At 68.5% G+C, this 24330-nt stretch carries 30 protein-coding genes and 1 pseudogene; 16 read left to right on the top strand and 15 right to left on the bottom strand.

All coding sequences use genetic code 11. From position 1 onward, the window contains the following. Nucleotides 1-121: 121 nt before the first annotated feature. Nucleotides 122-1711, top strand: a complete 1590-nt coding sequence (locus ACESMY_RS03265; protein ID WP_372782109.1) for an ArnT family glycosyltransferase — start codon at nucleotides 122-124, stop codon at nucleotides 1709-1711. Here ACESMY_RS03265 and msrA read toward each other — a convergent pair. Then, complete coding sequence (gene msrA / locus ACESMY_RS03260; protein WP_372782107.1) at nucleotides 1686-2264, bottom strand: peptide-methionine (S)-S-oxide reductase MsrA; 579 nt, start codon at nucleotides 2262-2264, stop codon at nucleotides 1686-1688. The genes ACESMY_RS03265 and msrA overlap by 26 nt on opposite strands. Nucleotides 2265-2521: 257 nt before the next feature. Between msrA and ACESMY_RS03255 the strand changes: the two are divergent. Next, a pseudogene (locus tag ACESMY_RS03255) lies at nucleotides 2522-3136 on the top strand (PEPxxWA-CTERM sorting domain-containing protein); the annotation flags it as partial. On the opposite strand, the gene ACESMY_RS03250 reads toward ACESMY_RS03255, so the two are convergent. Continuing rightward, nucleotides 3133-3780: a 3-oxoacid CoA-transferase subunit B gene (locus tag ACESMY_RS03250; RefSeq protein WP_372782105.1), complete on the bottom strand. Its 648-nt coding sequence runs from the start codon at nucleotides 3778-3780 to the stop codon at nucleotides 3133-3135. The pseudogene ACESMY_RS03255 and the gene ACESMY_RS03250 sit on opposite strands and share 4 nt — an antisense overlap. After that, nucleotides 3780-4496, bottom strand: a complete 717-nt coding sequence (locus ACESMY_RS03245; protein WP_372782103.1) for a CoA transferase subunit A — start codon at nucleotides 4494-4496, stop codon at nucleotides 3780-3782. The genes ACESMY_RS03250 and ACESMY_RS03245 overlap by 1 nt, the downstream gene beginning before the upstream one ends. Before the next feature lie 93 nt (nucleotides 4497-4589). Between ACESMY_RS03245 and ACESMY_RS03240 the strand changes: the two genes are divergently transcribed. Together ACESMY_RS03240 and ACESMY_RS03235 are read left to right on the top strand one after the other, a co-directional pair. Further along, nucleotides 4590-6476, top strand: a complete 1887-nt coding sequence (locus tag ACESMY_RS03240; RefSeq protein ID WP_372782101.1) for a monovalent cation:proton antiporter-2 (CPA2) family protein — start codon at nucleotides 4590-4592, stop codon at nucleotides 6474-6476. Between the two features lie 10 nt (nucleotides 6477-6486). Further along, a complete protein-coding gene (locus tag ACESMY_RS03235; protein WP_372782099.1) occupies nucleotides 6487-7440 on the top strand; it encodes an isopenicillin N synthase family dioxygenase in 954 nt (317 codons plus the stop codon). 63 nt (nucleotides 7441-7503) lie between these two features. Here the strand turns inward: ACESMY_RS03235 and ACESMY_RS03230 are convergent, their stop codons facing one another. The 4 genes from ACESMY_RS03230 to ACESMY_RS03215 all read right to left on the bottom strand — a co-directional run bounded on the left by ACESMY_RS03230 (nucleotide 7504) and on the right by ACESMY_RS03215 (nucleotide 10985). Further along, nucleotides 7504-8895, bottom strand: a complete 1392-nt coding sequence (locus ACESMY_RS03230; protein WP_372782097.1) for a pilus assembly protein TadG-related protein — start codon at nucleotides 8893-8895, stop codon at nucleotides 7504-7506. Nucleotides 8896-9017: 122 nt separating this feature from the next. After that, entirely contained in the window at nucleotides 9018-9647 is a 630-nt protein-coding gene (locus tag ACESMY_RS03225; RefSeq protein WP_372782095.1) for a carbonic anhydrase, read from the bottom strand. 10 nt (nucleotides 9648-9657) lie between these two features. Further along, nucleotides 9658-10305, bottom strand: coding sequence for a maleylacetoacetate isomerase (maiA, locus tag ACESMY_RS03220; protein ID WP_372782093.1), 648 nt, complete (start codon nucleotides 10303-10305; stop codon nucleotides 9658-9660). Further along, nucleotides 10305-10985, bottom strand: a complete 681-nt coding sequence (locus ACESMY_RS03215; RefSeq protein WP_372782091.1) for a fumarylacetoacetate hydrolase family protein — start codon at nucleotides 10983-10985, stop codon at nucleotides 10305-10307. Before ACESMY_RS03215 ends, maiA begins: the two co-directional genes overlap by 1 nt. A 125-nt stretch (nucleotides 10986-11110) precedes the next feature. On the opposite strand from ACESMY_RS03215, the gene ACESMY_RS03210 reads away from it, so the two are divergent. Both ACESMY_RS03210 and ACESMY_RS03205 read left to right on the top strand, forming a co-directional pair. Further along, entirely contained in the window at nucleotides 11111-12313 is a 1203-nt protein-coding gene (locus ACESMY_RS03210; RefSeq protein ID WP_372782089.1) for a CaiB/BaiF CoA transferase family protein, read from the top strand. Between the two features lie 135 nt (nucleotides 12314-12448). Continuing rightward, entirely contained in the window at nucleotides 12449-12904 is a 456-nt protein-coding gene (locus ACESMY_RS03205) for a hypothetical protein (RefSeq protein WP_372782087.1), read from the top strand. Nucleotides 12905-13248: 344 nt separating this feature from the next. Here the strand turns inward: ACESMY_RS03205 and ACESMY_RS03200 are convergent, their stop codons facing one another. After that, nucleotides 13249-13896 carry a hypothetical protein gene (locus ACESMY_RS03200; protein ID WP_372782085.1) on the bottom strand — a complete coding sequence of 216 codons (648 nt, stop codon included), beginning with the start codon at nucleotides 13894-13896 and terminating at the stop codon, nucleotides 13249-13251. A 119-nt stretch (nucleotides 13897-14015) separates the two neighbouring features. Between ACESMY_RS03200 and ACESMY_RS03195 the strand changes: the two genes are divergently transcribed. Beyond that, nucleotides 14016-14324, top strand: a complete 309-nt coding sequence (locus ACESMY_RS03195; RefSeq protein ID WP_372782083.1) for a hypothetical protein — start codon at nucleotides 14016-14018, stop codon at nucleotides 14322-14324. Between the two features lie 22 nt (nucleotides 14325-14346). Here ACESMY_RS03195 and ACESMY_RS03190 read toward each other — a convergent pair whose 3' ends face one another. Together ACESMY_RS03190 and ACESMY_RS03185 are read right to left on the bottom strand one after the other, a co-directional pair. Further along, nucleotides 14347-15333: a prolyl oligopeptidase family serine peptidase gene (locus tag ACESMY_RS03190; protein ID WP_372782081.1), complete on the bottom strand. Its 987-nt coding sequence runs from the start codon at nucleotides 15331-15333 to the stop codon at nucleotides 14347-14349. A gap of 249 nt (nucleotides 15334-15582) precedes the next feature. Further along, entirely contained in the window at nucleotides 15583-17010 is a 1428-nt protein-coding gene (locus ACESMY_RS03185) for an HWE histidine kinase domain-containing protein (protein WP_372782079.1), read from the bottom strand. 179 nt (nucleotides 17011-17189) lie between these two features. Here ACESMY_RS03185 and ACESMY_RS03180 point away from each other — a divergent pair, with 179 nt between their 5' ends. The 3 genes from ACESMY_RS03180 (at nucleotide 17190) to ACESMY_RS03170 (ending at nucleotide 18157) form a co-directional block, all read left to right on the top strand. After that, entirely contained in the window at nucleotides 17190-17516 is a 327-nt protein-coding gene (locus ACESMY_RS03180) for a hypothetical protein (protein ID WP_372782077.1), read from the top strand. After that, nucleotides 17513-17905: a hypothetical protein gene (locus ACESMY_RS03175; RefSeq protein ID WP_372782075.1), complete on the top strand. Its 393-nt coding sequence runs from the start codon at nucleotides 17513-17515 to the stop codon at nucleotides 17903-17905. The genes ACESMY_RS03180 and ACESMY_RS03175 overlap by 4 nt, the downstream gene beginning before the upstream one ends. Nucleotides 17906-17980: 75 nt before the next feature. Beyond that, complete coding sequence (locus tag ACESMY_RS03170; protein WP_372782073.1) at nucleotides 17981-18157, top strand: DUF1328 domain-containing protein; 177 nt, start codon at nucleotides 17981-17983, stop codon at nucleotides 18155-18157. 3 nt (nucleotides 18158-18160) lie between these two features. On the opposite strand, the gene ACESMY_RS03165 is transcribed toward ACESMY_RS03170, so the two are convergent. From ACESMY_RS03165 to ACESMY_RS03155, 3 genes are read right to left on the bottom strand one after another with little or no spacing between them, the layout of a single operon-like run. Beyond that, nucleotides 18161-18943, bottom strand: coding sequence for a metallophosphoesterase (locus tag ACESMY_RS03165; protein WP_372782071.1), 783 nt, complete (start codon nucleotides 18941-18943; stop codon nucleotides 18161-18163). Between the two features lie 3 nt (nucleotides 18944-18946). Continuing rightward, on the bottom strand, nucleotides 18947-19813 hold the full coding sequence (locus tag ACESMY_RS03160; protein ID WP_372782304.1) for a diacylglycerol kinase family protein: 867 nt from the start codon (nucleotides 19811-19813) through the stop codon (nucleotides 18947-18949). A 19-nt stretch (nucleotides 19814-19832) separates the two neighbouring features. Continuing rightward, nucleotides 19833-20165, bottom strand: a complete 333-nt coding sequence (locus ACESMY_RS03155; protein WP_372782069.1) for a hypothetical protein — start codon at nucleotides 20163-20165, stop codon at nucleotides 19833-19835. 201 nt (nucleotides 20166-20366) lie between these two features. Here ACESMY_RS03155 and ACESMY_RS03150 point away from each other — a divergent pair, with 201 nt between their 5' ends. The 4 genes from ACESMY_RS03150 (at nucleotide 20367) to ACESMY_RS03135 (ending at nucleotide 22147) form a co-directional block, all read left to right on the top strand. Continuing rightward, nucleotides 20367-20708, top strand: coding sequence for a YMGG-like glycine zipper-containing protein (locus ACESMY_RS03150; RefSeq protein WP_372782302.1), 342 nt, complete (start codon nucleotides 20367-20369; stop codon nucleotides 20706-20708). Nucleotides 20709-20792: 84 nt separating this feature from the next. Further along, nucleotides 20793-21242 (top strand): OmpA family protein, encoded by a 450-nt coding sequence (locus ACESMY_RS03145; RefSeq protein WP_372782067.1) that lies wholly within the window; start codon nucleotides 20793-20795, stop codon nucleotides 21240-21242. A gap of 413 nt (nucleotides 21243-21655) precedes the next feature. Continuing rightward, a complete protein-coding gene (locus ACESMY_RS03140) occupies nucleotides 21656-21865 on the top strand; it encodes a hypothetical protein (protein ID WP_372782065.1) in 210 nt (69 codons plus the stop codon). A 9-nt stretch (nucleotides 21866-21874) separates the two neighbouring features. Then, a complete protein-coding gene (locus tag ACESMY_RS03135) occupies nucleotides 21875-22147 on the top strand; it encodes a hypothetical protein (RefSeq protein WP_372782063.1) in 273 nt (90 codons plus the stop codon). Between the two features lie 74 nt (nucleotides 22148-22221). Here the strand turns inward: ACESMY_RS03135 and ACESMY_RS03130 are convergent, their stop codons facing one another. Beyond that, nucleotides 22222-22395: a DUF1328 domain-containing protein gene (locus tag ACESMY_RS03130; RefSeq protein WP_372782061.1), complete on the bottom strand. Its 174-nt coding sequence runs from the start codon at nucleotides 22393-22395 to the stop codon at nucleotides 22222-22224. An 82-nt stretch (nucleotides 22396-22477) separates the two neighbouring features. After that, nucleotides 22478-23281 carry a response regulator gene (locus ACESMY_RS03125; protein ID WP_372782059.1) on the bottom strand — a complete coding sequence of 268 codons (804 nt, stop codon included), beginning with the start codon at nucleotides 23279-23281 and terminating at the stop codon, nucleotides 22478-22480. A 242-nt stretch (nucleotides 23282-23523) separates the two neighbouring features. On the opposite strand from ACESMY_RS03125, the gene ACESMY_RS03120 reads away from it, so the two are divergent. Both ACESMY_RS03120 and ACESMY_RS03115 read left to right on the top strand, forming a co-directional pair. Next, nucleotides 23524-23715: a NepR family anti-sigma factor gene (locus ACESMY_RS03120; protein WP_372782057.1), complete on the top strand. Its 192-nt coding sequence runs from the start codon at nucleotides 23524-23526 to the stop codon at nucleotides 23713-23715. After that, the gene (locus tag ACESMY_RS03115; RefSeq protein WP_372782055.1) at nucleotides 23715-24320 is read left to right on the top strand and encodes a sigma-70 family RNA polymerase sigma factor; all 606 of its coding nucleotides are present in this window, start codon (nucleotides 23715-23717) and stop codon (nucleotides 24318-24320) included. Before ACESMY_RS03120 ends, ACESMY_RS03115 begins: the two co-directional genes overlap by 1 nt. The last annotated feature ends 10 nt before the right edge of the window (nucleotides 24321-24330 follow it).

Genomic DNA, 24330 nt, shown 5'->3' with positions numbered 1-24330 from the left:
ATGGTGACGCTTTTGCTACGGTGACAACGGGTCGCGCATCGGAAGCTTGCGAGTGTGGCGCCGGCGCCTTCCTGCGGGCGCCCGGTTGCGGCTAGGGTCCCGCGCGAAGTTGGACCCCGAGATGTCTGAAGCCCTGCGATCGAAGGATCTGGACGCCGACGCCCGCGCCGCGATCCTGCTGACCGCCGCCCTGACCCTGGCGCGGTTGATCGCGCTCTTCCGTACACCGCTGGAGCTCTATCCCGACGAGGCCCAGTACTGGCTTTGGTCGAGGACCTTGGCCTTCGGCTACTATTCCAAGCCGCCGATCATCGCCTGGGCGATCTGGGCCTCGACGGCGTTTGGCGGCGACGCCGAGCCGTGGGTCAGGTTACCGGCCGTGCTGTTCCAGGCCGGGGCGACGCTCACGGTGTTCTGGATCGCCCGGCGGCTCTACAGCTCGCGAACCGCCCTGGCGGCGAGCGCACTCTATGCCCTGACCCCGGCGATCCAGCTTTCGGCAACGGTGGTGGCCACCGACGCGCCGCTGCTGTTCTTCCTCGGCCTGACGCTGATGGCCTATGTGGCCCTGCAGGGGGCTTCGGGCGGACGGCGCCTGGCGCTGGCCGCGGGCCTGGGCGCGGCGCTCGGCCTGGCGTTCCTCAGCAAATACGCCGCGGCCTACGCCGTGATCGGCATCGGTCTGCACCTGGCGCTGTCGCCGGTCGCTCGCCGAACCTGGTCAGCGGGCGCGGCGACGCTGGCGATCGGCGCTTTCCTGCTGGTGCTCGGACCGAACCTCGCCTGGAACGCCGCCCACGGATTCGCCACGATCCAGCACACCGCCGCCGATGCCCACTGGAGCGCCCGCAACCTGTTCAACCCGGCCGAGTTCGGCGAATTCCTGGCCGCCCAGTTCGCGATCTTCGGGCCGATTCCCTTCACCGTGCTGATCGTCGGCGCGATCCTGCTGACGCGCCGCAAGCGCCTGGAGCCGGCCGACGTCCTGCTGCTCTGCTTCACCCTGCCGCCCATCGCGCTGGTGGCCGTGCAGGCCTTCGTCAGCCGCGCCAACGCCAACTGGTCAGGGGCGAGCTACCTGCCGGGCGCGGTCCTGGTGGCGGCCTGGCTGATCCGCTGGCGGGCGAGGCGGCTGCTGATCGCGGCGCTGGCGATCCAAGCCGCGATCGCAGCGGCCTTCCTGGGGCTGGTGCTGTCGCCGCGCGTCGCAGACGGCCTGGGCGCCTCCAACAGCCTGAAACGCGCCCGGGGCTGGACCCAGACCACCGAGGCGATCGTTCGCCGCGCCCGGGTCGAGAGCCCGGCAGGCCTGACCGCCATCGCGGTCAACAACCGCTTCCTCTACTATTCCCTGGCCTACTACGGCCGGGCCTACTTCCGCGAACCTCTGGCCCCGCCGCTGAAGATCTGGATGCGTGGAACGGTCGCGGGCAACCAGGCCGAGGCCAGCGCGCCACTGACCCCGGCCGCGGGGCGGCGCGTCCTGGCGGTGGCCTACGAGAGCTGGTTCAACACCGAGATGGCCGCCGATTTCAGCCGCGTCCTGGGCCCCGAGATCGACGACATCTGGCTGGACCGCAAGCACCAGCGCCGGCTGGACCTCTTCGTGGGCCAGGGCTTGCAGCCTCGGCCCCGCGACGCGCTGACCGGCTACCCGACGCCGGAGTGGCGCCCGGGGAACGCCGTCAGCCCTTCCCCCACACCGCCCTGAGCGTGCGGTCACGGCCACAGCCGACGCGGTAGGCCATGTAGGCCGCCGGGTTCTTCTCGGCGTAATGCTGGTGATAGCCCTCGCCCATCCAGAAGGTCGTGGGCCCCAGGACCATGGTCTTGATCGGCAGGCGCAGCTCCTTGCCCACCTCGGCCTTCACCTGCTCGGCCTGGGCCTTCTCCGTCGCATCCGTCGTGAACACCGCGGTGCGATAGGACGGGCCCTGGTCGCAGATCTGGCCGTCGGGATCGGTCGGGTCGATGTGGTGGAAGAAGGCGTTGACCAGCTGCGGATAGCTGACCTGCGCCGGGTCGTAGGTCACCTTGATCGATTCCAGGAACCCTTCGTGGTTCTCGTAGGACGGGTTCTTGGCGGTTCCGCCGGCATAGCCCACCACCACGTCCTTCACGCCGGGCGTGTGCTGGATATCGTGCTGCGCCGACCAGAAGCAGCCGCCGGCGAAGACGGCGGTCTTGAGCGCGGCGGCGGCCGGCGCGGCGTTGGAGATCAGGAGGGTCGAGGCGGCGATGGCCGCGAACAGTCGGGTTTTCATGGCTCACTCGGCGAGGACAGGGTCAGCAACATATACGGCGCCAGGACGCAGATTGTTACAGGCCGCGTCCGATGGCGACCGGCGGGCGGCGGGAAACCGGGCGCCGCGGCTCATCCCAGGACAGGCGGAAACCGGCATCGTGCCGGCGGCTCGCCAATCTTGGGACTGCAATGAAACTCCATAGCCTTGCGATCGGGACCTTTCTCGCCGCCTGCCTCTGCGCCTCGGCGCCCGTCGCGACCGCCGCCAATCTGTTGGTCAACGGCGACTTCGAGTCGCCGGCCCCGGCCGACGGCAAATTCATCATCGTGGGCGGGGGCTCGGGCGCCCTGACCGGCTGGACCGTGACCGGCCCGGCCAACAACGCCGTGGCGCTGCTCAACACCAACTACACCGAGCCCCGCATCAGCTTCGAGGCCCAGTCCGGCCAGACCTCGCTCGACATCACCGGCGGCGGAAACTCCGGGCCGACCTCTGGGATCAGCCAGTCGGTGAACACCACGGCGGGCCAGCGCTACACGCTCGACTTCTGGGTCGGAAACGCCGACGGCCGCGACAACGGCGACAACTACCTCGGCGCGAGCAGCGTGGACCTGCGGATCGACGGCGCGGAGATCCAGCCGTTCACCAACGGCGACCTGACCCTGGACGCGGTGAACTGGCGTGAGTTCAGCTGGAGCTTCACGGCCGCCGGCCCGACCACCAACATCGCGTTCTTCAACGCCACCACCGGGGACGCCTACGCCGGGCTCGACCATGTCGGCCTGTCGGCGGTGCCTGAGCCGGCGAGCTGGGCGATGATGATCGTGGGCTTCGGGTTCGCAGGCGCCGGCCTGCGGCGGCGTCGCGGGACCGCGGCGGCTCTGGCCTAGGCGGGAAGCTTCACCTCGAAGGGGGCCTCGGTCTTGGCCTTGACCTCCTCGACGGTGACGCCCGGCGCCAGTTCGAGCAGGGTCAGCGGGCTTTTGCCGCGAGCGACCTCGAAGACGCCCAGTTCGGTGATCGCCAGGTCGACCACGCCCTGGCCGGTCAGCGGCAGGGTGCAGGCCTTGACCAGCTTGGGCGCGCCCGACTTCTCGGTGTGCTCCATGACCACAACGACGCGCTTGACGCCCGCCACCAGGTCCATGGCCCCGCCCATGCCCTTGACCATCTTGCCGGGCACCATCCAGTTGGCCAGGTCGCCGTTGGCCGCCACCTGCATGGCGCCCAGCACCGACAGGTCGATGTGGCCGCCGCGGATCATCGCGAAGCTGTCGGCGCTGGAGAAATAGGACGAGCTCGCAAGTTCGGTGATCGTCTGCTTGCCGGCGTTGACCAGGTCGGGGTCGATCTCGTCCGGATAGGGGAACGGCCCCATGCCCAGCATGCCGTTCTCGCTTTGCAGGGTTACATGCACCCCGGTCGGGATGTAGTTGGCCACCAGGGTCGGGATGCCGATGCCGAGGTTCACATAGAAGCCGTCACGAAGCTCGGTGGCGGCGCGGGCGGCGATCTGTTCGCGGGTCCAGGGCATCAGGCTGTCGCCTCTTCACGCGGGCGGGTGGTGGCCTGTTCGATGCGCTTCTCGAAGTGAGCGCCCTTGAAGAGCCGGTCCACATAGATGCCTGGGGTGTGGATGTTGTCCTTGTCGAGCTGGCCGGTCACGACCAGCTCCTCAACCTCGGCGACCGTCACCTTGGCGGCGGTGGCCATCATCGGATTGAAATTACGCGCCGTGCGCCGGTAGACGAGGTTGCCCTCGTGGTCGCCCTGGTAGGCCTTGACGATGGAGAGGTCGGCGGTCAGGCCGCGCTCCATGACGTATTTCTCGCCGTCGAACTCGCGGACTTCCTTGCCCTCGGCGACCAGGGTGCCGACGCCGGTCCGGGTGAAGAAGGCCGGGATGCCCGCGCCGCCGGCCCGGATCCGTTCGGCGAGCGTGCCCTGGGGATTGAACTCCAGCTCCAGCTTTCCAGAGAGGTAGAGCTCGGCGAAGAGCTTGTTCTCGCCGACGTAGCTGGAGATCATCTTTTTGATCTGGCCGCCGGCCAGCAGGATCCCCAGCCCGAAGTCGTCGACCCCGCAGTTGTTGGAGACCACCGTCAGGTCCTTGACGCCTGCGTCGCGGATCGCCGCGATCAGGTTCTCAGGGATGCCGCAGAGGCCGAAGCCGCCTGCCATGATGGTCATGCCGTCGAAGAGCACGCCCGCTAGCGCCTCGCGGGCGCCGTTCACTGTCTTGCTGGCCATGCCTGCCCTGTTACGCCGCAACGCAGCAATTGAGAACCACGGGCGTTAGAAAAATCGCGTGCAAGCGCGCCTGAGGCGCCGTCCATTGGCGAGATGAACGGCCACTCCCTGCTGACCCAGGCGCTCGTCTACCTGGCCGCCGGCGTGATCTCCGTCCCGATCGCCAAGCGGTTGGGGCTGGGCTCGGTGCTGGGGTACCTGATCGCCGGCGTGCTGATCGGGCCGTTCCTGCTCAACCTGGTCGGCGCGCCGGGCGAGGTGCAGCGCTTTGCCGAGTTCGGCGTGGTGATCCTGCTCTTCCTGATCGGCCTGGAGGTCAGGCCCGCCCTGCTCTGGAAGATGCGCACGACCATCTTCGGCCTGGGCTCAGCCCAGGTGCTGGGCACCGCCGCCCTCGTGGCCGGCGCTTCGATCGTCTTCGGACTCGACTGGCGGGTGGGAGCGGCCGTCGGCCTGATCCTGGCCATGTCGTCCACCGCCATCGTCCTGCAGAGCCTGGAGGAAAAGGGCCTTCGCCAGGGGCCGGTGGGCGAGGCCTCGTTCGGCGTCCTGCTCTTCCAGGATCTGGCGGTGATCCCGCTCTTCGCCCTGCTGCCGCTGCTGGCGCCGGTCGGAACCGTCGCGGCCGTGCAGAGCCACGCCGAGAACCTGCTGGCGGGCTTTCCCGGCTGGATTGAGGCGCTGGGCCAGATGGCCGCCGTGGCCGTGGTGGTGGTCGGCGGCCGCTATCTGACCCGCCCGATTTTCCGCTTCATCGCCGCGGCCCGCCTGCGTGAGATCTTCACCGCCTCGGCCCTGCTGCTGGTGGTGGCCGTCGCCGCGCTGATGGAGCTGGTCGGCCTCTCCCCGGCGCTGGGCGCCTTCCTGGCCGGGGTGGTGCTGGCCGAGAGCGAGTTCCGCCGCGAGCTGGAGACCGACATCGAGCCGTTCCGCGGCCTGCTGCTCGGCCTCTTCTTCATCACGGTCGGCGCGGGGCTCGACCTCGGCCTGGTGCGGGCCCACGTCCTCCTGATCCTGGGCCTGGTCATTGGCCTGATGGTGCTCAAGACCCTCGCCATGTACGGCGCGGCCAGGCTCTTCCGCACCTCCCACCGCACGGCGCTGAGCACCGGCGTCGCCCTGGCGCAGGGCGGCGAGTTCGCCTTCGTGCTGCTGGGCTTCGTGCTGGGCGCGCGGGTCATGGACGCCGAGCTGGCCCGGCTGCTGACCGCCGTGGTGGCGGTGTCCATGGCCGCCACGCCGCTGGCCACGGCCGCCTATGAGCGGCTGATCGTCAACCGCCCGGAGGACCGGGCCGAGCCCGAGCGCCTGCCGTTCGACGAGGGCGACCCGGACGTGATCGTCGCGGGCTTCGGGCGTTTCGGCCAGATCGCCACCCGCCTGATGCTGGCCAACAACTTCAAGGTCGTGCTGCTCGACAGCTCCATCGAGCAGATCGAGATCATCCGCCGCTTCGGCTGGGCGGTGCACTATGGCGACGCCAGCCGCATCGACCTCCTGCGCACCGCCGGCGCCGAGAAGGCCAAGCTGCTGGTGGTGGCGATCGACGACCGGGAAAAGGCCTCCGAGATGGTCGAGGCCGCCCGCCAGGCCTTCCCGCACCTGGCGATCTTCGCCCGGGCCTATGACCGCCGGCATGCCTATGAGCTCCTGAAGACCACCGGCGTGACCGTCGAGCGCGAGACCTTCGAGAGCGCGCTCAACCTCGGCCGCAAGGCGCTGATGAAGCTCGGCCTCAGCGAGCGGCGGGCCAGTCGCGCCGCGGCGGTCTTCCGGGAGCAGGACGACCAGTTCTTCCGCGAGCTCGCGCCGGTCGCGGGCGAGGAGGAGACCTACATCCTGGCCGCCCGCGACGCCCGCGAGACCACCGAACGCCTGCTGCGCGCGGAGATGCAGCGCATCGCCGAGGAAGAGGACCTCGAGGACGCGCCGCAACTGGAGCCGGCTCAGCGGTTGGAGGCTGAGAAGGAGCGGGTGTAGAAATCGAGCCATGAGCCAAGCCCAGACCCTCCCGCCCCGCATCGCGCCCGTCTCCTTCGAAGGCTTCGGCCGCGACTTCTCCCACTTCTCCGACACGCTCGGCGCGTCCTTCGCCCGCTTCGGCTTCGCGGTGATCTCCGACCACGGCATCCCGCAGGCTCGCATCGATGCGGCGATCGCCGCCGCCAAGCGGTTCTTCGCCCTGCCCGAGGCGGAGAAGCTTAAATACAAGCTGCCGGTCGGCGGCCAGCGCGGCTACACGCCCTTCGGTGTCGAGACCGCCAAGGGCGAGACCAACTACGACCTCAAGGAATTCTGGCACGTCGGCCGCGACCTGCCGCCGGGCCATCCCTACCGCAGCCACATGGCCGACAACGTCTGGCCGGACGCCGAGGTCGCCGAGTTCCACGAGACGGTCGGCTGGCTCTATGGCGCCCTGGACCAGATGGGCCTGAAGGTGCTGGAGGCGATCGCCGTCTACCTGGGCCTCGACCGCCATTTCTTCGACGGCACGGTGGATTTCGGAAACTCGATCCTGCGGCTGCTGCATTATCCGCCGGTGCCCACGGACGGTCCGCATATCCGCGCGGCGGCGCACGAAGACATCAACGTCATCACCCTGCTGCTCGGGGCCGAGGAGGCGGGGCTGGAGGTGCTGGACCGCGACGGCCAGTGGCTGGCGGTCAACCCGCCCCCCGGGTCCCTCGTCTGCAACATCGGCGACATGCTGCAGCGGCTGACCAACCACCGCCTGCCGTCGACGACGCACCGGGTGGTCAATCCCGCGCCGGAGCGCCGCGGCGTGCCGCGCTATTCGACGCCGTTCTTCCTGCACTTCAATTCGGATTACGAGATCAAGACCCTGCCCGGCTGCGTCGACCCGGCCCACGCGGACCTCTACCCGACCTCGATCACCGCCGATGCGTTCCTTCAGGAACGACTGCGCGAGATCAAGCTGGCCTAGCAGCCAAGAAAAACCCCTCCCCGCGCCAGGCGGAGAGGGGCCAGTCGTCTGGGCTCGGCGGCCCTAGTGCGAGAGTCGCAGTCGCTGCAGGTCGGCGGCGATCTGCTGGAAGGCCACGGTCATCGCCGTGCCGTCCGCCGGCAGGTAGACGTGCTTGGCGTCGGTGGCGCAGTTGTTCACGAGGTTCTGCGCTTCCGGCTTGGCGAGCACGTTGAGCCCGACCGTGTAGATGACGACGTTGTTCGGCGCCGCCTTCATGGCCGTGCAGAGGGATTGCGCCTGGGCGTAGGCGTCCGCGCCGTTGGTGCCGTTGCAGTTGATGTGATCGCTCGAGCTGCCACTGCCGGTGGTGGAGTCCTGGGCGATCACGCCCTTGCAGTAGACGGAATTGTATTCACCGTCGGTCATCAGGACGAGCGCCTTGATGGTGTGCGGGGTCCCGTAGGCCGCAGGCGCGGCATTGCCGGTGAACACCTGGTTCCAGTTCGGCGACAGGGTGTACCAGCCCCAGGCGACCCCGATGTGCCCGCCGGTGGAGCAGCAGGACGTCAGGTTGCCGATCGAGGTGTGCAGGGTCGGCTTGTCGCTGGAGAGCGGCGCCATCTGGGCGGAGATGCAGGGGTTGCCGGCGCCGGGCCCGTAGTTGAGGCCCACGGGCGCCGAGGACGGCGAGGCGTCCGTATAGGCCTGCGCGCCAGTGCGTTCGCTGACGCAGGTGGTGATCGCGAAGGTCTTGTTGGAGCCCGAGGTGTTGACGAACTTGAAGTTGTCGTTGGGCGGGCTGCCGTTGGTCCCGGCCGTCCCGTTGGTGCCCGACTGGGTGGCGCCGCGCGCCGCCGCGGCATAGGTGCCCACGTTCACGCCGTTGCCATAGGGGATGATCGAGACCTTGGAATAGTAGGGGCTCTGGGCGTCCCCGACCACCAGGTCGACGAGCTGGTTGGCCGCCGACTTCAGCGACGTCAGGCTCGCGCCGGCCATCGAGGTCGAGTTGTCCAGCACCAGGGCGACTTCGAGGTTGTTGCCCGCGCGGGTCACCTCGGTGTTCACGCTCACCGGATTGTGGGTGAAGCTGTCAGGTGCGAGCGCCGGCACCCGCACCGAAGCCACGGCGACGACCTTGGCGTCCCCGGTGGTCACGAGCGTGAAGTCGGACGACTGCAGGGTCGCGCCGGGGATCAGCTTGAGGTTCGCCAGCAGCGCCTTGTCGCCGATGATGTCGATGTCCTTGGTCGTGGTCGCCGTCGAGCGCGCTGCATAGAGCGCCGCGGCGTCCAGCGCGTCCTGCAGTTTCCCGCGCTGTTCGTTCATCTGGTAGACGTCGAAGGTGGCCATGGTCATCGGCGCCAGCACCGCGAAGGTGATGGCGAAGGCGACCGCGCTGACGCCGCGATTGTCGCGGATCATGCGCCAGAGCGAGTTCACAAGGCCAGTGCGCTTCGGAAGGTTCCACATGTTCGGCGTCCCGATTCCTATTTATTCGGGTGTAAAATCGCCGATCAGCGTAAATAAATAGATTACTAAGAAAGGTAAATCTCAGATTCACCAAGTATAATTTTAACCCGCTGACAACTTCTTCAGCACCTCGGCGGGTCGTCCAGCTTGACCAGATCGTCCAGGCCTCCGACCGTGACTCCCAGGTCGTTTACGAGACCGGTAGAGAGCGAATAGACCCATCCGTGCACGCAGATCGGCTGCCCACGGGCCCAGGCGTCCTGCACGAAGACGTCCGAGGCGACGTTCTTCACCTGCCGGATCACGTTAAGCTCGCAGAGCCGATCCAGACGCGCGCGCTCTTCGGGGATGGCGTCGAGTTCATGGCGGTGATCGTGGCAGACCTCGCGGATCGGGTGCAGCCAGTGGTCGACCAGGCCCCGCCGCTTGCCGTCCACCGCCGCGGCGATCCCGCCGCAGCCGTAGTGGCCGACCACCATCACGTGCTTGACCTTGATCACGTCGATCGCGAACTGCAGCACCGACAGGTAGTTGGCGTCCTGCGGCGGGGCGAGGTTCGCGACGTTGCGGTGGACGAACAGTTCGCCCGGGTCGAGGTCGACGATTTCGTTGGCCGGCACTCGGCTGTCGGAACAGCCGATCCACAGATATTCCGGCGCCTGCTGGCCCTCCAGGCGCTTGAAGAAGCCGGGGTCGCCGGCGATCTTGCGCGCGGCCCACGCGCGGTTGTTGGCCTTCAGGTCGTCAAGCATCGGGCTCCCTTCACGCGACTGCGACCGCGTCAGGCTGTTTCGTGGGATGCGCCGCCTGGAAGGCCGGATGGGCCTGGGCGCGCTCGTTCACCGCGCGGATCGCCGGATAGGGGCTCAGGTCCACCTCGTAGCGGTTGGCCGAATAGACCTGCGGGATCAGGCAGCAGTCGGCGATGGTCGGCGTTTCGCCGAAGGCAAAACCGCGGCCGTGCTGGGCCACCATGGGCTCGAGCGCGTCGAAGCCGTCGCGGATCCAGCCCTGGGTCCAGTCCAGGATGGCGGCCGCATCGAGGCCCATCTTGCTGAGCTTGCGCCCGACGCGGGTGTTGTTCAGCGGGTGGATGTCGCAGGCGATTATCAACGCCATGGTCCTGACAGTCTGCCGGTCGAGCGCGGCCTTGGGCAGGATCGGCGGATCGGGATGCTCCTCCTCCAGCCATTCCAGGATGGCCAGGCTCTGGGTCAGCACCTTGCCGCCGCCGACATCGAGCGCCGGGGTGAGCTTCTGGCGGTTCACCGCTTCGTATTCCGGGGCGCGCTGGTCGCCGCGGATCAGGTCGAGGGCGGAATAGTCATAGGCCACGCCCTTGAGCGCGAGACCGATCCGCACGCGGTAGGGCGCAGTCGCGCGCCAGGCGCTGTAGAGGGTGAGGCTCATCAGACCACCTTGAAGGCGAGCTTGCCGACGCCTTCGACCTCGCCTTCCACGGCGTCGCCGCGGACCAGCGGACCGACACCCTCCGGCGTGCCGGTGTAGATCAGGTCGCCGGGCTTCAGCGTCCAGAGCTTGGAAGCCTCGGAGATGATCTCGGCCGTCGCCCAGATCATGTCGGCGACGGTGGCGTCCTGGCGAATCTCGCCGTTCACCGAGAGCCTGATGCGGCCCTGCGGCGCCGGGCCGGTCCACGGCTTGATGGCCGAGATCGGCGCCGAGGCGTCGAAGCCCTTGGAGGCGTCCCAGGGCTGGCCCTTGTCCTTGGCCGCGTTCTGCAGGTCGCGGCGGGTCATGTCGACGCCGACCGCATAGCCGAACACCAGGTCCAGCGCCTGTTCGACCGGCACGTCCTTGCCCCCGGCCTTCAGCGCCACCACCAGTTCGATCTCGTGGTGCAGGTTGGCGGTCTTGGGCGGATAGGCGACGTCCCCACCGTTTGCGACGATGGCGTCGGCGGGCTTGGCGAAGAAGAACGGCGGATCGCGGTCGTCGCCGCCCATCTCGCGCCGGTGGGCGGCGTAGTTGCGCCCGACGCAGAGGATGCGGCGCACCGGAAAGGCCGCGTCCTGGCCCTCGACGGGAACCGTGACCACGGCGGGCGGATCGAAGAGGTATGCGCTCATGAGCCTGCGCCTTACGCCGGGCCGCGCGAGGCGTCCACCCCACGGCCGCTTATCCCCGCGAAGCGATTGACAACCTCGTCCCGCGGCGGCTCTGCCTTGTCCCATTCAATGTCGCCGGAGATCGCATGACCACGCCCCAGGGCCCACTGACCGACCTCGTGGTGATCGAGATGGGTTCATTGATCGCCGGCCCCTTCGCCGGCCAGATCCTGGGCGACTTCGGCGCCGAGGTGATCAAGATCGAGGATCCGAAGGTCGGCGACCCCATGCGCCAGTGGGGCCGCAGCCTGCCCAAGGGCCACTCGCCCTGGTGGCCGGTGATCGGGCGCAACAAGAAGTCGGTCGGCCTCAACCTGCGCGACCCGGAGGGCCAGGCCATCGCCAAGGCGCTGATCGCCCAGGCCGACATCGTGATCGAGAACTTCCGGCCCGGCGCCATGGAGAAGTGGGGCCTCTCCTACGAAGCGCTGAGCGCCGACAATCCCAAGCTGGTGATGGCCCGGGTCTCCGGCTTCGGCCAGACCGGTCCCTATGCCGAGCGGGCGGGCTACGGCCTGATCGGCGAGGCCATGGGCGGGCTGCGCTATGTCACCGGCGAGCCCGACCGGGCGCCGGCGCGGGCCGGCATCTCCATCGGCGACAGCCTGGCGGCCATGCATGCGGTGATGGGCATCACCATGGCCCTGCACGAGCGGACGCGCACCGGCCGCGGCCAGGTGATCGACGCGGCGCTCTATGAAAGCGTGCTGGCGGTGATGGAGAACCTGGTCACCGAATACGACATCACCGGCTATGTCCGCGAGCGGTCGGGTTCGATCCTGCCGGGCATCGCGCCCTCCAACGCCTACCCCTGCGCCGGCGGCGAGCTGATCCTGATCGGCGGGAATGGCGACACCGTCTACGCCCGCCTGACCGAGGCCATGGGCCGGCCGGACCTGAAGACCGATCCGAAGTTCGTCGACCACGCCGCGCGCGGCGTGAACCAGCACGAGCTCGATGCGATCATCGCCGAGTGGACCGCGGGCTTCGCGCTTTCCGACCTGATCGCGCTGCTGGAGGCCAAGGGCGTGCCGGCCAGCCGGGTGTTCCGCGCGCCAGACATGCTGGCCGACCCGCAGTTCCAGGCCCGCGAGGCCATCGTCACCACCGATCACCCGGTGTTCGGCCCGATCCGCATGCAGAACGCCTTCCCCCGGCTCTCCCGCACGCCGGGCGCCGTGCGCTGGCCGGGGCCGCCGCTCGGGGCCCATACGGATGAGGTGCTGAAAGCCCGCGCCGGCTGCTCGGACAGCCGCCTGGCCGAACTGCGGGCCAAGGGGATCATCTAGAGTCCCGACAATCGGGATTCCGCGTGACGCCACGCATGTCCGGCTCCGGACGGTGCCCCGGTGTCAGCTTCCGACCCATTGCCGACCTTCGCAACTTAGCGGCTAAGCTTCGTCGAAGACTGAGAGTGGGGACCCATGAATTGGGAGGCTGTGACGGCGATGCTCGTCGAGTTTGCTCGCGGGCGAGGCGGCTATGGAGCACTGCGCAGTTGGTTCGGGCAGATGCCTTCTGCTTCTGAAGGCGGCGAGCCCAACGCCGTCGCGAGTATGGCAGGTTACGTGGTCGAAGGTTCGGCGGCGTTTACTGAACTATCCGCGGACGAGGCCCGCGATACCCTTTCTTTCCTTGCAGCCGACAGCCTCGTGATGCCTAGCGGAGCCGTTGCAGCGGAAGCGACGGTCGAGAGTTTCGCCAGGGGGATCGAGCGCCTCGGCTCTGAGGCGCGGTTCTTCTCGAATGGGCGATGGCATGAGTACACGCGATCCAATCAGTTCGTATGGCATGGCATCTCTGGCGCCACATTCGATGCCGGCGTCATCGGTCTGAACGGCGACGTCGCCTTTATTGTTTGGGTCGAGGAAGATGACTGAAGGTCAGCAATCCACCCCAAGGTGACGTTCGCAGCGTCCGGTGTCGGGCCGTGTGGCTGAAGGTCGGCTTGCAGGCGGGACGCCGACGACCCCCTTCGACCCATTGCGGACCTTCCTTTGGCTACCTCAGGAGTTGCCCGATGGGACTAGGCGACGCTCCAGCGTCTCCGTAATGGTCTGTATCTCCGTGCGGCCATCCGGACGCTTGGTTTCGACCTTGGTCACCGTCATTCGTTTCGTCAGGTCCCCGTTGGGGGACGTCTCGAACGTGACGGAGATCGTTCCATAGACGATGTCCCTGGACCGCTCGCGTAGCGCTTCTTCAAGGGTCAGCGACTTCCGCATCAGTTGGGCGACGCTAACATCGTCTCCGCACGTGCTCGACGCACGGCGTCTGGATCGACAGCCATTTCGGCGACGAGCGTCGGTCCCGATGACCCTCTCACCAGACGTGCGGGTCCCTCTGCATTGGGATCCAGATATGACGCCCCCTCGCGAACTTCGAACGATGTGAGATCGAACCTCTGGATCATCCTGGTCACGGACTGCGGGTCGCAATCGATCCGGAAGGCGTTCCATGTGAAGATCAGTTGGCCGCAGTTGGCGCGCGTCATCCCGCCGCTCTTGAGCCAACCCTCGACACGCGCCTCCAGTTCCGAGCGATTGAGCAACTGTATCGGACCGCGGGTCGGCTTGAAGACGCGAGCGGGAAAATGCCACTCGCTCGCGCGCTGCTGCGCCGTCACCTCGTTCGGAACGTCGTACTCCAACTCCAGACCGTCGGCACGCGCTTCAACCACACGTTCGATCAGCGTGTCCTGGTCGTGGGAACTCGCCGTGCCCCCGCGGTTGTCGCGTTGCGCCATGTCCCGAGTAAGCGTGAGTTCGTAGATGTCGCCGCGCCTAGGCGTCGCGCGGGTGGGTTGCGCGCGGACGTCATTGCCCGGGGCAAGCAGCACCGCGACCGTGGCCAGGAAGCTTAGCCATTTCATACGTCCAAACTGCGCAGCCGTAGCCGCGATGGCAAGACATCACGCGTGCCTGCGGTGTTCACGCCCAACGTCAGCTTTCCACCCGTTGCGGACGTTCCGACGTCGTGCGACGGACAGCGATGGGCGAACCTGCAGACCAGATCAGCATTTGGCGGGCCGTCGGCTCGCGCCTCGGGATTGAGGTGATCGCTCCCTGGAGGGTCGCGCTGAGCGATGGGTCGCGGATTGACGCCACTGCCCTGGTTAAGGTCGGGGCGGGAAAGGGCATCGTCGTCGATCCTGCGTGGGCTACTCTGGAACCGCATGCCGATCGGCTCGGCGCTGACGGCTTCGGCTACTCCGCCGTGGAGCTTGAAGACGGCGACGATGACGACCCGGGAGTGGTCGAACTGCTGAAAGACTGGGGCTGGAGCCCTCACGCCCGCTAACTAAACGTCTCCTCCCCACCCATCACCGCCCCTCGGAAAGTCTGCTCCGGGACGACTTCTTCAGGTGGCTTTCGAACCAGCCGACCATCGCATTCATGGCGTCGGTGGCGTAGGCGTCGGTCCTGGCCGGGTCGCCCTTGACGTAGAAGTCGTGGTCGGCGCCCGCGTACATCTTCAGCCTGTTTTCGACCCCGACCTTGTCGAGGGCCGCATGCATGGCTTCGGCCTGTGCAGGGGGCACCCCTCTGTCGGCGTCGCCCTGCAGGATCAGCGTCGGCGGATCGCGCGCATCGACGCTGAGGATCGGGGAGACCGCCGGAAGGAGCTTGTCGTCGAAATCGATGGCGCCGCCCTTGGGGCGGCCTTGCAGGAGGGCGACCAGGTCGGTGGGCGGGAAGTAGGCGACGACGGCCGCGACGCGATTGCCTGAACGCTCCAGCGGGTTGGCGGCGGCCGGATTTCCATCATCGGCCATCACGCCGGCGACGAGCGCCAGATGGCCTCCGGCGCTCGCGCCCCACACCCCGATCCGCTTAGGATCGGCGCCGTAGTCGGCGGCGTGCAGCTTGATGTGGCGCATCCCGAGCCGGACGTCGGCGACCGCGTCCGGAACTTTGAAGCGTGGCGCCGAGGCGTGGTAGAGCGCGACCACGGTGAAGCCCTTGTCGATCAGCGCCTGATAGCGGGCCTGGCGTTCTTCCGGCGGGCCCCAGGACGATGTCCAGCCCGCGGACACCATGTTGACCACCAGCGCGCCATTGGCCTTCTTCACCGGCTTGAAAACGTCGTAGGTGAGCGCCATGCCGTCGCGGTGGCCGTAGATGACATCGCGCACATAGGTGGCTGTCTTCAGTTCCGCGGGCGTCGGCGCTCGAAGGGCGTTGCGCGGATAGCCGCTGAGCGGCGCGCCGGGGTCGGCGGGCGGCGGGGCCGGAACCTGCGCCACGGCGACGGCCCCGGCGCCGACGGCCAAAAGGCAGGCGAGCGCCGCGCTCCAGAGCCTGTTCATGGACGGTTCCCCTGATGTTTTTCTTTGGAGCCTAGCCACACGGAGGCCGAGCGCCAACACCGTCGCGCCCATCGTCTCCGGATTTCAGGACGGCGTGACGAGCGGGAAATTCGCCCGTTCAGGTGGAAGTCGGGTCGCTTGACGCGGGCGAGATCCCTGGGCCGCCGGTCCGGCCCCTGCGAAGTCCGCAGGCCTCCCTGCGCTCATGTTTACAGGCCAGGCGAGCGCCCGCCGAGGCGGCGCCTTGTCTCAGGGGTGCGGCGTGTTGACCATCAGGAGTTCGGCGACGGCGGCGGCCACCTGGGTCACGTCATAGGGCTTGCGGATCACCGGGGCGTCGAAGCCGCCGGGCGCGCCGGCCGCCTCGCCATAGCCGGTGGCGAAGACGAACGGCACCTTGCGGGCGGCCAGCGCCTCGGCGACCGGCATCACCGAATGGCCGTTGAGGTTGGCGTCGAGCACGGCGGCGTCGATCGGCTGATCGAGCAACGCCATGGCCTCCTCGAGCTCATAGGCCGGGCCGATCACCTTGGCGCCGGCGTCGGAGAGGCCGAGCTCCAGCTCCATGGCCAGCAGGACGGCGTCCTCGACGATCAGCACCCGCGCGCCGCGCAGGTTCGCGGGCCGGCTTGAGGTGGCGACCGTCTCGGCGATCCGCACGGTGGGGGCGGCCGGGGGGGTGTCCGGGCGCGGGGCCACCGCCGCGGCGCCGGCGCGCAGCCTCGCCTGCACGCCCGACGGCCGGTAGTCGATGGTCGTCTGGCCGTTGAGCTCGCGGCCGGTCACCTGCTCCAGCAGGGTCGAGCCGAAGCCGCGGCGGGTGGGCGGCGTCACGGTCGGGCCGCCGCTCTCGGTCCAGATGAGCTCGAAGCCGCCGTCCGGCCGCCGGGTCCAGCTCAGGTTCACGCGCCCGGTCTCGACCGACAGCGCGCCGAACTTGACCGCATTGGCCGCGAGTTCATGCAGGCCCAGCGCCAGCGCATTGGCGGCCCTGGGCGTCAGGAAGAGCTCGGGCCCCTCCCAGGCCGTCTGCCCCGGCGCCAAGGCGCCCAGCTCGGCCGCCGCCAGATGATCGATCGCGGCGCCCCGCCAACGGGCGGCGGTCAGCAGTTCATTGGCCGAGCCCATGGCCTTCAGCCGCCCCCCGAACGCCTGCAGGAAGCCCTCAAGCGAGGTGGTCCGGCGGGCGGTCTGGATGGCCAGCGACTGGACGGTGGCCAGCACGTTCTTCACCCGGTGGTCCAGCTCGGCCATCATCGTCTGGCGCTGGTCCTCCTCCAGCTTGCGCTGGGTGATGTCCTCGACGATGCCGGTGGCGCTCTGCGGCCGTCCGTCGGCATCCCGGGACAGGACGCTCGCCACCCGCACCCAGACCACGCGCCCGTCGTCGGGCCGGATGTGGCGGAATTCGAACTCGTACTGGCCGCCGGCGGGCCGCTGGCTGTCCTTCTGGGCGCGGAACGCCTCCAGGTCGTCAGGATGGATGAAGGGCTCCAGCGCGCGGGTGCCCTTGGCGGGCATGGGTCCGGCCGGAAGGCCGGTAATCGCCGCCATCCGCGGGCTGACCACGAACAGGCCTGCAGTCATGTCCCATTCGAATTCGCCCAGCCCCGCGACTTCGAGGGCGCGTTCGAGGCGACGATGCTCCTCGCTATGACCACGGTCACCTTGCGTCATGTACCGAACATAGGGTGGCGCGCGCGCCTTCGCGACAGGAACCGTGCGTTCAGGATGACGTTTCGCTGGCCGGTCGGGCAAGCCCTGCCTTTGCGACCGAGGCGGGAACCGGCTAGGGTGCCTGACGTTCTGGCCTACACTTCCCGCTGCCCGCCCGGGCCATCCTTCGGAGACTTCCCATGCCCGCGAACGCCGTTGACTATGCCGCCGACGAAGCCAAGAGCGCGGTCAACGCCGCCTCCGACTCCGCGACCAAGCTGTCCGCCGAGGCGCAACGCTCCTTCGCTGACGCCGCCAAGCGCATCGAACGCGCCGTCGCCGAAGGGATCGAGCAGCTCCGCGCCCAGACGCGCGCCTACTCCGACACCGCCGGCCAACAGATCGACCAGGCTCAGCAATATGTGACCGAGCGGGTCAAGGAGCGGCCGCTGGCCGCCACGGGCGCCGCGCTCGGCGTCGGCGTGTTGATCGGCCTGCTGCTCTCCGCCGCCTCGTCGCGCCGTTGATCTTCAGGAAGTTCGTCGGACTGGTCGCCGCCTTCGCCGCCATCGCGGCGGCGGCGGCCGTCTGCGTTGTCGCGCTCGCCTTCGCGGCCTACGCCGCCCTGTGTGACATCCTAGAGCCGGCCTGGGCGGCGGCCGGCGTGGCCGGCGCCGTGGCGCTCATCGCCCTGATCGTGGCTTTCGCCGTCACCCGGAAGGCGCGGCCCAAGCCGGTCAAGGGCGACAGCCAGAACCTGACCGCCAAACTGATCGAACTCGCCCGCGAACGCCCGCTGGTGGCCGTGGGTGTGGTGGGGGCCGCCGCCGCGGTCGTCATCAAGAACCCGAGGATCCTCAGCGCGGTGATCGCCGGGGTCTTCGCCAGCCGCCCGCCGCCGCCGCCCAAACGCTAGGTCGCGGAACGGCGGCGCGCCGCCGGCGTTAACTCCTCCGATGGCGCCATGACGGCGCGGATGGAGAAAACCCAAATGCTAGGCTGGGCCCTGACTTTCCTGGTGGTCGCGCTGATCGCCGGCGTTCTTGGCTTCACCACCATCGCGGGCGCCGCGATCGGCATCGCCAAGATCGCCTTCTACGTCTTCTTGGTGCTGTTCGTGGTCTCGCTGATCATGAACTTCGTGCGAGGCCGCGGCGCAAACCTCTAAGGGTCAACGCCGATCGAGAGACCAAGTGCGATAGGGCTCGAAATGCGAGCCTGTCCACCTCTGGGCGGCGACACGGATCGCCGCCCTTTCTATGTCCAGGATATTGAACCCCGCCGGGACGCCGCGTTCCCGCAGCGAGAGCGTGCTCGCGCCCACCGCGTAGGTTCGACCGTCTCCGAACGGGTAGGGCCAGGCGAAGGGCGCGTGGATATGGCCCGACAGCACCAGGTCCACCCCGGCCTCGGCGAAGTCGCGGGCCGCGGCCTCGCCGCCCCAGACGCGAGCGGTCATCGGACCGCCGATCATCTCGGTCAGAGGGTGATGGCAGACGACGACCCGGATGCACTCGGCGTGCGAGTCCTCGAACCAGTTCACCGCGGCGGCGACCTGACGTTTGGAAATCTGACCCTTCGACCAGTTGATGCGGGGCTGTGCGCCGCGCGCCGTATTGAGCCCGCGCACCGCAAAACCGCCGCCTAGGTGGACCTGCGACGCCGCGGGCCCGATGGCATGCTCGTAGCGGCGAAACGGGGCGAAGACCCGCTCGGCCCAGGCCAGGTAGGGGGCGTCGTGGTTGCCGGGCGTCACCAGCTTCGGCGCGTCGATCTGCGCCAGCCAGGCGGCCGCGGCCTCGAACTCCGCCACCTCGGCGTAACGGGTGAGGTCGCCGCTCACCACGACAAGGTCGAAGCCGCCCTCGTTCAGCAAGGCCGTCGCCGCGGCGACGGCGGGCGCGTTCTCGCCGCCGAAATGGATGTCTGAGAGGTGCGCCAGACGGATGGCCATTCCTCAGGCGTCCTTCGGGATCGCCAGGATACGGGCGACATTGGGGGTGTAGCGGATTTCCGCGAGGGTCTTCAGTTGCACGGACTCGCCGTCGAGGATCGCCGGGATGCCGTGGGCCGACCAGACCCGGCCGATCTGGCTTTTCGCCATCTCCACGCCCGGGGCGTCGCGCCAGTCTCCGGTCAGGGCGTGGAAGCCCAGGCGGAAGGCGTCCAGCGTATCCCGGACGTCCAAGGCGGCCACTTCGAGCGCGGCCTCGTCGTTGTCCATCGCCCGCGAGGTGAGCGGGCACATGAAGATCAGGGCCTCAGCCTTCTCCCTTTGTCCGCCATCCAGGATGTAGCGCATGCGCCCGGCGAAGGCGCGACGAAGAGCCCGTCGCGCGCGCAGCCAGGCCAGCCTGTGCTTGCCGAACCGTGCGGCCTCGCGGGCCGGGGCCCACAACGCGGGCGAGCCCAGGATGGCGGCCACCAGGAAGCTGTGGCCGTCGACCTCGCCGCCGCCGATCGGCCGCGCATAGCCGTGCTCCAGCGCGATGGCCAGCGCGGCCTGCCAGGTCCGCTGTCCATAGATGGCGTGCGGCAGCATGTTCATCGTCCCGCCCGGCAGGGGGGCGATGATCGGCCCGTCCGGTCCGGCGAGTTCAGCGGCCAGCCGCGCGGTGCCGTCCCCGGCCAGTACGATCAGCAGATCCGGCGCGGCGTCGATCGCCGAACGCAGGCAGGTCTCCAGGTCAGGCGGCTCCGGCGCCCAGACGTGCGCCGTAAGCCCCTGCTCGGAAAGAATCTTCTCAATCTCGGCCGGCGCGCCGCCGCCGACGCTGCCCGAGGCGCAATTGGCCACCACCTCGACCGTCCTGACGCCTGTCATCGCCCCCAACTGGTCAGTCCTAGCTCGGCGCGCCGGTCGCCTTGGCTTTCGCAGCCTGGCCGGCGTCGCGCAAGGATTGCCCGGCCTTGTCGGCGGCGTCACGCACCTGCGGCTCAGCCTTGGTGACGGCGGCCTGCAGGCTCTGGTCGGCCACGTCGCCGCCGCGCGTGAAGGAGCCGTTCGCCGCGGCCAGCGCCAGCAGGGCGACGCCGCAGATGGCCGCGATGAAGGTGAAGGTCATGAAGATCGGGTGGCGCTTGCGGCTTGCCCGCTCGTCCTTGCGGCCGCGCTCATAGGCCTCGCGGAGCTCGGCCTGGGTTTCCTTCACATCGAGCTGCTCGGCGCGGCTCAAGGCTGCAGTTCCGTCATTTGGATCGAGGCGTGCGCCAACCATCGGAGGGCTCCGTTGAATGCTTATGCTTACCCAACGACGGGGGATGACGCCGGTTCCGGAAAGCCACAGTATGCGGCGCACGGGGGGCGTGCTGCGGAACTGCCCTGCCGGCCCGGCGTTTGGGCCGCCAGGGGACACACAAGGAGAGCCTTGCCTATGTTGCTCAAACCCATCATCGCGCTCGCCGGCGCCGGAGCGCTGCTCTGCGCCTGCGCTGACGACCCCCACACCACCAACACCGCCCTGGGCGGCGCCGCGCTTGGCGCTGTCGCCGGCGCGGTGATCGGCAACAACACCGGCGCGCACAACGCCGCGAGCGGAGCGCTGATCGGCGCGGCCGCCGGCGGCCTCATCGGCGCCGCGAAGGGCTGTAACGACCAGGGCGGCTGCGGCGCCCGCGCGCCCGGCCACCGCCAGTACTATGATGAGCGCGCTGGGCGGTATTACTACTACGACTCCGCCACCGGCCGGTATTTCTGGGAAGACGGCAGCCCCCGCTAAGACGGAGCTGTCCGGTTAGATCGGAAAGGGCGGTCGGAATGGTCCGGCCGCCCTTTGTCGTGCGCTACAGAAAAGGCTTCGAACATGACCCTCCGCAGTACCGCCGGCATGGCGATGATCCTGGTGCTGGGGCTGGGCGGATGCGCCGGCCTGAAGACCGGGCGCGACCGGATCGTGAAGACCGCCCCGAGCTGCGTCGACCAGACGGTGCAGATCTACTTCGAGGCGGAATCGGCGGAGGTCACCAAGGAAGGGCGCGCGGTCATCACCGCGGCCGCCGCCCAGGGCCGGCCCTGCAAGGTGGCCAGCGTCGACGTCCTGGGTCTCGCCGACAGCGTTGGCGGCCCGGAGGCCAACCTCGAACTCTCCAAGCGCCGCGCCCAGTCGGTGACCGCGGCCCTCACCGCCGCTGGATTGCCGGCCGGCGAATTCAAGGTGCAGGCCGCGGGCCAGGCCGGCGCCACCACCGCCGGCGGGCAGGCCAAGCCGCTGCGTCGCCGCGTCGATGTTGTGCTGCACCTCTCGCCGACCTGAAGCCAGCCCAGCGGCCGGCCGCAAAAGAAAGGGCGGATCCGAGGATCCGCCCCCTGTATGCAGCAAAAGAAAGGGCGGATCCGGGGACCCGCCCAGTGTGCATCATCGAGAAAAGGGGTGCGGAGACGGCAGACTGGCGTGCTCGCCAGTCTCAAGTCGGGGGGGGCGTCGCCGTCTCCGCACTGATGGAAACTCACACGCCGCGATTGCGTTCCGGGGGTCGTCAACTTTTTTAGGCTTTTTTTATCGCCCGCCGACAGCCCCGCCGAAGATCCCACAAGCTATTGTTTTTGCGACGCTTCCCGGACAGCTTGGCCTTTATCCGCCGCCGCGCCGGGAACAGCCGGGACCCGGCCACGTTTCCCTGATGGCGGGAGACGTCGCCCCGCCGGCGCCAGGGAAGGTCTTGGGTCATGCAGTCTGGCTACGCCGCGCGGCGCGGTCCGATCCTCACGAAGACGCCCAGCCATCGCCAGCAGGCGGTGCGCCGCAGGCTGGCCGCGGTCTGCGCGATCCTGGCCCTGGCGCTCGCCAGCGGCCTGATCGGCTCGCTGATCCATCCCGTCCATGTCCTTTCAAGCCGGCCGGCGACCGGTCCGTTCAGCTATTTCCCCTCCCAGTAGGAGCCTTCCATGACCGAGTCCTCGAGACCCGTCGCCGAACCCGCCAGCCCGGTGCTCAACGCGACCCGCGCCCGTCAGGGCCGTGTCGGAACCGGTCTGGTCTGGGTGCTGATCTTCGGGACCCTGCTCGCCGCGATCGGCCTGTTCGTCGCCTGGACGATCAAGGCGCCGAGCCTGGCCTCGACCAATTCCGACAACGGCCGCGTCAGCACCTCGGCCCCGGCGTTCAACACCCCGGCGCCGGCGCCCGTCACGCCTCTGCCGACACCGACCAAACCCTGAGGCTGGATCTTAGAAACGACGAGGGCCGCCCCGGCAGGGGCGGCCCTTTTCGCATCCAGCAGTGTCCCGGACGCCTAGACGACCGACTGCCCGCGGAAGGCGCGGATCGCGAAGTTGGCGACCAGCAGCACCAGGAAGACCACGAACAGCACCTTGGCGATGGTCGCCGCCAAGCCCGCCAGGCTGACGAAGCCCAGGACGCCGGCGAGGATCGCCAGGACCGCGAACACCAGAGCCCAACCGAGCATGGCATCTCTCCTCGAACGAAAAAGGACGCCGCGATCGCCGCGGCGTCCCTTCCGTAACGTGGAGCTTGTTGGCCCGTTCCGCCTAGGCCGCCTGCTTGGAAGCCTTGCGCGGGTGGAAGAACAGCGCCTGGCCGATGGCGGCCTTCACCGTCTCCGGCTGGAAGGGCTTGGTGATCAGGAAGGTCGGCTCCGGACGCTCGCCGGTCAGCAGGCGTTCCGGGAAGGCGGTGATGAAGATCACCGGCACGTTGAAGCGCGCCAGGATGTCCTTCACCGCGTCGATGCCGGAGGAGCCGTCGGCCAGCTGGATATCGGCCAGGACCAGGCCCGGGGTCTTGCGGGTGACCGCGTCGACCGCCTCAGTGCGGGTGGCGGCGATATCGACCACGGTGTGGCCGAGCTCCTTGACCAGGGCTTCGATGTCGGCGGCGATCACCGGCTCGTCCTCGATGATCAGGACGTCGGTGGCCAGTTCCGCGTCGATCTCGGCCTGGGCCTCGGAGATCAGCTGCTCGACCTCGGGGAAGCTGGCGTCGAGGATCTGGGCGGCCTCGGAGGGCGTGAACCCCTCGAGCGCGGTGAGCAGGAAGGCCTGGCGTGAGCGCGGGGCGATGCGCATCAGGCGCTGGGTGGTGTCGTCGGCGCCGGAATAGTCGTCTTCCTGCGGGTTCTCCAGCTGGGCGCCGGAGCTGCACCAGATGGCGTGGAACACGTGATAGAGCGCCACCCGCGGCGTCAGGTTGGCCTCCAGGGTGCGCTCCCCGGCCGCCAGGGCCTCAAGCGCGACACGGACGTAATGGTCGCCGGTGGTCTGGTCGCCGGTGAGGGCGCGGGCGTAACGCCGGACATAGGGCAGGTGCGGCGCGAGACGAGCTAGCAGACTCAAGGGGTGACCCCTCCCATTGATATTGAACGCGTTGGCGCAGTCTTAGGATCGGGCATCACAAGGCGTCCCCGACGAGCGCCCATCATGATGCAAAAACGCTACTGTGGGGAACTTGTTCCCAAAGCCGCGGGTTTTCCGCATCTTGCGCTCCGCGGGACGGGAACTCGAAACGGAGCTGGGCGTTGATGGGCGACGAGGATGCTAAGAGGGGGCGGCCTCCGCGAAAGCGGCACGCCGACAGTATGATCGAAAACATGCCTTCACCGGACCCGAGGAAGCCATCCGCCGCCCTCGACGAAGCCCGCCTGCGCCAGCAGGCGATCGGCGTTCGCCTGCGCCAGATGTTCGACGAAGTCGTCAACGAGGATGTCCCGGACGAGTTCCTTGAGATCCTGCGCCGCCACGATGAAAAGAAGGCTGGAGAGAAGGGCTGATGTCCGAAGCCCCCACCACCCGACCCTCCCGCTCCGGGACCGACGACGAAGGCTTCAAGCGCGAGCTGGTCCAGCTCATCCCGCATCTTCGGGCGTTCGCGCGCACCCTCTGCGGCGACCCCGCCGCGGCCGACGACCTGGCGCAGGACGCCATGATGAAGGCCTGGGACGCCCGCGCCAGCTTCCAGATGGGCACCAACATGAAGGCCTGGACCTTCATGATCCTGCGCAACCAGTTCTATTCGGAGAAGCGCCGGTCCTGGCGCCAGAGCCAGCTCGACCAGGAGGCCGCCGAGCGGACCCTGGTGGCGGTCGACGATCCCGAGGCGCCGGTGGCGCTCGACGAACTGCGGCAGGGCCTGGCCATGCTGCCGGCCGAACAGCGCGAGGCGCTGATCCTGGTCGGCGCCGGCGGCTTCGCCTACGAGGAGGCGGCCGAGATCTGCGACTGCGCCGTGGGCACCGTGAAGAGCCGTGTCAGCCGGGCCCGGCGCGCACTGCATGCGATCCTGGAAGATGGCGCCTACGATCGCGACGGCCGATCCGCTGGGGACGCCATGCGGGCTATCCTGGCGGATGCGGAGCGGCTAAGCACCGTCCGTTGAGGACGGGAAT

The organism is Phenylobacterium sp. (assembly GCF_041691455.1).
In the GTDB taxonomy this organism is placed as follows: Bacteria; Pseudomonadota; Alphaproteobacteria; order Caulobacterales; family Caulobacteraceae; genus Phenylobacterium.
This window is presented reverse-complemented; position numbering and strand designations above follow the sequence as displayed.